The sequence below is a fragment of the Vibrio lentus genome (assembly GCF_002875945.1).
Classification (GTDB): domain Bacteria; phylum Pseudomonadota; class Gammaproteobacteria; order Enterobacterales; family Vibrionaceae; genus Vibrio; species Vibrio apostichopi.
This window is the reverse complement of the sequence record NZ_MCZK01000029.1, coordinates 1-5,517: the sequence shown is the minus strand read 5'-3', so window position 1 is coordinate 5,517 and position 5,517 is coordinate 1. Positions and strand designations below refer to the sequence as shown.

Here is a 5,517-nt window from a genome sequence, read left to right as displayed (position 1 = left end):
TGAATTACGCAACAAAGCCCCTTTGATGTAACAAAATTATGAGAAATAGGACGTTCCGATATTTCTGTATCCAATATACCTAAACGAAGGCGAAGCCTTTTCGGGGATTGTGAATTTGAACTATAGATTGGACTTCCACAAGTTTTACAAAAGTACTTACGTTTGCCCTCACTGCTTTCGTAAAAGGTAAGTGTATTATTTTTGTCTGTTAACTTGATATCTTCAGCATTAATGAAGCCATTAGTGGCATAGGCACTTCCGCTTGCCTTACGGCACAAAGAGCAATGACAGTGAATGATATCAGTAACACCTCCATCCAATTCGAACTGAAGTGAGCCACACAAACAACTTCCTTTGTACATCTAAATTCCTTAGCTAATTCCACTTAAGTCGCGTTAAGTACTGAGCAACACTACTACTTAAACCATTGCACTATAAGCACGAAACCCAACCTGGAATTGAAATGTCAAGCGTAGAAAATCACACTTAAGTTTTCATTCTATCGATGATCTCAGTATTGGATAAAGGAACTCCGATTCCACTATTAACCATGTATCCAAATGATTCATCATGACAACCTTGATCGTATGAATCAATACACTCTTTAGCCAATAATAAATGGTAATCACGTTGGTAAGCATCGATAGCAGTGACTCTCACACATGCATGAGTATTTACACCTGCAATCACAATTTCACTAGGTAACATTTCGTTTAAGATCGCATCAAGCTCTGTTCCAAAGAAAGCACTATAACGCTTTTTGATAATCTCATGTTCATCTGGATATCGAACTAACTCACTTAGTAGCTCGCAACCACGAGTACCTTGAATAGTCCATTTTTGACTAGATTGTCGTAACGCCAAATATGTATCTGACAAATCTTCTTTGAAGACTTGAAGCACCCAAATAATCTTCTGGTTTTCTCTACGAAATGCTTGCACCAACTCGTTCAACGAATGAGTAAATTCAGTTCTTTTCTCAGCAAGCCTCCCATGCTGAAAAAAGTCCTCCTGCATATCAATAACTAATAGTAATTTGGTCACAATAACCTTCGGTGGACAGCCAACATCCGTTGTTTGTTAAAAATATAAGTTTTGGTGCTCTTTTTTCAATTTATATAACACTCTAACACCGCCTTTATCTGTACTCTCTTCGATAAATTCAAACATTTCAGTTTTAAGCATTAAAGACTTTAATGATTTATGCTCACTACCTTTATGTAATAATTCTAACTCATCAGGAGCATGCTGTTTAACTAACTGCCCAGCAGTACTCATTAAAGTCCAACCATCTTCTCTTGCTACTTGACTCGAAATTTCAGCTAGTAAAATAACTAACCTATCTTGTCGTAAAAAGGAAAGTAATAGTTCTTTCTTACCATCTTCAGAGGATAAGAAATCAGATATTTCTTTTCTCATATCTGAAAGTTTTTGTGCGAAGTTGAGAATATTTTCAACTTCAATTCGTACCCTGTCGGCTTGGTCATCGAGTTTCTTTTCAACTTTGCTACAGCTTTCATAAGAATTAGGATCAAACTCAGGTAAAAAATGGTGAACCAGTTTATTTCTCTCTAAAACTAACCGAGCAAGGGCTTCTTTTTGATTTTCATAACTTTTTTCATCCGTTTCAACTCGAAAATCGAATGAAAAGTGTGCTTCCTTTAATTCTTCAAGCTCATATGAAGATTCACCTCTTGTGGGATTATAATTTTCAACAAACTGCCCAACTAATTGTCCCATTGTTTGTCTATTTACAGATTCTCTTTTCGACGCAATAATTTGCTCTATATCACTGGAATATCCCGATAACTGCCCATTGGCAATAACATATTTTAATACGTATTCAAGCTGTTGGAAAAGGAGGATATTTCTACCAATCTTTCTTTGTACTTCGCTAACCATATTATCTGAGGACATCTAATCACCACATTCCTAACGCACAATTAAGGAGTGAGCAACGCCACCACCGCACCTAAACCATTGCACCGTAATCATAAAACTCAAATCGAACTAAAAATGCCAAGCGTTGGGAATCTGTCTTAAACGCTTTGTTAGCATTTATATTTCCTCAAGAGTTTTAGTTACATTGGACCAAATAACATACTTGCCATCCCGAATTGGAAAATCAGGATCAACAACGCTCTTTAGCCGTTCCCCATTACCGCCTGCAACATATGAAAGAACCTTTCTGCCTTTATCAGTTTTTACTAGCCTCAAGGATTGCGTCCACTTATTGTTATTTGATGAAAAGTATAAAATAACCGCAGTTTCACTGGAACTTGTATCCACCATGAACCACTTGGACTCAAGAGGTCTCAAGGTATCGATACCAATAGTTTCCGCATTAACCCCCGTAACTCGTAGATCTAAGCCACTAACAGAGGAATAATTGGGTATCACCGCAACCCTTATTGTTAAATTAGGGATTGCATACTTACCGATTAGATTAACAGTTATCTGGCTTTGGTTACCATTATTCGCTCCTCCCGTAACTTGAGCAAAAGGATAACTACCTTTAGACGTCAACTCTTCTGTTTGAGCTTGTATTGCCATCGACATCTCTGAATTTAGCTTGGTTAGTTCAATATTTTGGTTACCCAAATCTTTGATTTGCTGAGATTGCTCCAAAACTGTCGAATTTAATTGTACTTGTGCTTTTTTACTCGCTATTTCAGAAGCCTTACCACCAAAGTATTGGGCTCCAAATCCACCGATTGCAGCCATAAGAGCCCCAACTAGCATAATTATATTGAAAATAGTTTGTAATAGTTCTGGCTTCATACCTAATCCTAAATAAATGCTAACGAATGACATGGATTCCCCTTACCGAGGATCTGCCACACTTATGTGGTACTTAAATGCATCGGAGGCACCATGTCTGATTACTCTTATTTCTGCGGTATCGACCTAGCTAAAAACCACTTTAGTCTTCATGCCATAGACCAAAATGGTAAGGTCATACTTCATAAGTCAGTAACCCGCTCTAAACTACTGACTACAATAGCAAATATGCCACTCATGCGTATAGGAGTTGAAGCGTGTGGTGGTGCACATTATTGGGCAAGAACACTCAATAAACTGGGTCACGACGCCCGTATTATGGCCGTTAAATACGTAGTTCCTTATCGAACTAAGGGAAAGAACGACCTTAATGATGCAGTAGCTATCTGCGAAACTGTTCAGCGTCCATCGACTCGCTTTGTGCCCATAAAATCACCCGAGCAACAAGCCATCCTATCGGTACATAGAATAACAGAGCATTGGGTTCGTGAACGCACCGCGCTTATGAATCGCATGCGTGCCCTGCTTTCTGAATTCGGATTAATCATTCCTGTTGGTCGCTCTTCATTGCTGAAACACGTTCCCATAATGCTCGAAGATGCAGAAAATGAACTGCCACACCTCGCAAGAACAGTCATTGCCGATGCTTATCACCACCTTGGTGAATTGAATCAACGTATCGCCGATACAGAGCAAGTCTTTGACTCTTTTGCTAAGGTCAGCGCTAATGTTCAACGAGTGATGAAAGTTCGAGGTATTGGGCCGCAAACCGCTACTGCAATACTTGCTTCGATAGGCAATGGTTCTCAATTTGATAAAAGCCGTGATTTCTCTGCTTGGCTAGGACTAGTACCAAAGCAATATTCCACAGGAGGAAAACCTCGGTTAGGTCGGATAACCAAACACGGCGACAAATACTTACGAACACTATTAGTTCACGGTGCAAGGACCGTGATTGCCAACCTTGGCGACAAGCAAGATAAGTTAAGTCAGTGGTGCAGAGGCGTTCTGGAACGAAGAGGAATGAACCGAGCAATAGTGGTACTTGCCGCGAAGAACGCACGAATTATATGGTCGCTTTTACACAATCAAACAGAATATGAAAACTATGCTGCCTAAGTAAAAACTTAAGCAGCATAAAGAGTTAAACCCACCGGGTCATTGCAGACGCTAATGATGGAGATAGGTTAAGACCACTTGCGGAGAGCCTGTTAATGCGGCGGACACACTAGATGTCATCTAACGAATAAGACACCGCAGTCGCGCAAGTCATCAGGCCCACGACGTATGCGAATCGTCGATAAGTAGGCCGAATGTAGAGCGGCAGTCCAAAACCCATCAACATAAGTTTAGCGGATGTTTGACAACCGGGGGAATCCATGTAGCCGCATTAAGGTGTGATGCACGCTTGGCTATACTTGAGCGAAGCGAAACTGCCAAGCGTGAGGAATCACTCTTAAATGCTTTGTTATGTGCGTCGGATAGCGACTAAAACAACATCTTCTCTACGGAGCGTTGGAGATGCATTGATACCCGGGTGAGGCTCGTCGTTAGGGAACTCAAGCCCCCATATCATTGGCTCAAGTTCTTCTTTAGTGTAGTGGTATATAACTGGTTGCGAAGACTCTTCATCGCAGACAGTAAAAGGCTGCCCTTCAGAGGGAGTGACTACAATATTAATTTCAATCTCATCATGGTCACCAAGCTTAAACTTCCAAAATGCGGAGCCATCGTGAGTTTGAGTTGTATCACTAACCAGCAAATGATGCTTTGTAATTAATTGATATGCAGCAAAGCCCAAGCCTAAACCTTGGTAATCAGTACTGAAATAAGCACTTTTTATCTGAACGCCGCCCTCTAGGCAAGTGCCGTCAGCATCCAATTTATTGAAGTCTACGTTCCCTGCCGTGCTAGAAACAGTATCTCCACTCATGATTTCTACTGTAACGCAGCCTTCATTACCCCCTTCAACTAAGGATAGGCGAACGTTTAGTGAATCTGGACCAACGTCAGATAGGAATATAACTTCAAGGGTATTGTCGATGTCGAAATCGCGCAGTTCAGAAGCGCTTAAAGGGATTTTATCGTGAGGTTCAGAAATGATTGCTGGGGACATTGCGCATGATAGCCGTTAAAACTCATGTCCCCATTATTTCATTTTAGCTCTAATGTGCAACAGAAATATTATGAGATTTAGATATTTCTGGAATGAATCTACTTAGAGCTCTAACAAATTCAAATGAATCAGTTTTTAAGTTCCAGTTTTCTGGTTGAAAAGCTGCGAACTTAATGTTTCCGCTAATTTTGCTAACCTGCAAATGCGCTAGAGGAATAACTTTAGGAGATGGAGCATTCTCCCATTTAGACTCAATAATGTAGTACTGTGATACAGATCCAGTACCTTTGGAAACAAAGATACTAAAAGCAACTCCATTATCAGCAATAAAAGTTTTGTTAATAGAGACGGCTTTAGATTTTAATCTGTACGATGACAGTGTTTGTACTCTCATAACCACCCTCCAAATGATCTATTAAAACTTATCAATAGTATAACGCCGCATTAAGTGGTGAGCAACGCATACACTACACTTTATGCTAAGTGTCACAGCAAATAAAAATAATCACATGAATTAATTGAATTTTTCCATGCAATTTCTTTTTAAAATTTCAACTTAACATTCGACTTCATTATTAAAGCTAACCAATTAAAGCACATAACGAATGACATGGATTCCC

General features: G+C 39.8%; 7 protein-coding genes. 1 reads left to right on the top strand and 6 read right to left on the bottom strand.

The features are described from left to right. The 4 genes from BCT49_RS02515 to BCT49_RS02500 form a co-directional block, all read right to left on the bottom strand. A partial coding sequence (locus BCT49_RS02515) for a GFA family protein (protein WP_102434020.1) occupies window positions 1–362 on the bottom strand: 362 nt, incomplete at its 3' end. A 124-nt stretch (window positions 363–486) separates the two neighbouring features. Next, complete coding sequence (locus BCT49_RS02510; protein WP_102434019.1) at window positions 487–1,044, bottom strand: cysteine hydrolase; 558 nt, start codon at window positions 1,042–1,044, stop codon at window positions 487–489. Window positions 1,045–1,080: 36 nt separating this feature from the next. Then, on the bottom strand, window positions 1,081–1,917 hold the full coding sequence (locus BCT49_RS02505) for a hypothetical protein (protein ID WP_102434018.1): 837 nt from the start codon (window positions 1,915–1,917) through the stop codon (window positions 1,081–1,083). A 141-nt stretch (window positions 1,918–2,058) separates the two neighbouring features. Then, window positions 2,059–2,781, bottom strand: a complete 723-nt coding sequence (locus BCT49_RS02500; protein WP_133151632.1) for a hypothetical protein — start codon at window positions 2,779–2,781, stop codon at window positions 2,059–2,061. Between the two features lie 93 nt (window positions 2,782–2,874). Here BCT49_RS02500 and BCT49_RS02495 point away from each other — a divergent pair, with 93 nt between their 5' ends. Continuing rightward, window positions 2,875–3,900: an IS110 family transposase gene (locus BCT49_RS02495; protein WP_102434016.1), complete on the top strand. Its 1,026-nt coding sequence runs from the start codon at window positions 2,875–2,877 to the stop codon at window positions 3,898–3,900. Between the two features lie 349 nt (window positions 3,901–4,249). On the opposite strand, the gene BCT49_RS02490 is transcribed toward BCT49_RS02495, so the two are convergent. Beyond that, on the bottom strand, window positions 4,250–4,897 hold the full coding sequence (locus BCT49_RS02490) for a hypothetical protein (protein WP_102434015.1): 648 nt from the start codon (window positions 4,895–4,897) through the stop codon (window positions 4,250–4,252). A 49-nt stretch (window positions 4,898–4,946) separates the two neighbouring features. Further along, window positions 4,947–5,291, bottom strand: coding sequence for a hypothetical protein (locus tag BCT49_RS02485; RefSeq protein ID WP_102434014.1), 345 nt, complete (start codon window positions 5,289–5,291; stop codon window positions 4,947–4,949). Window positions 5,292–5,517: the final 226 nt, after the last annotated feature.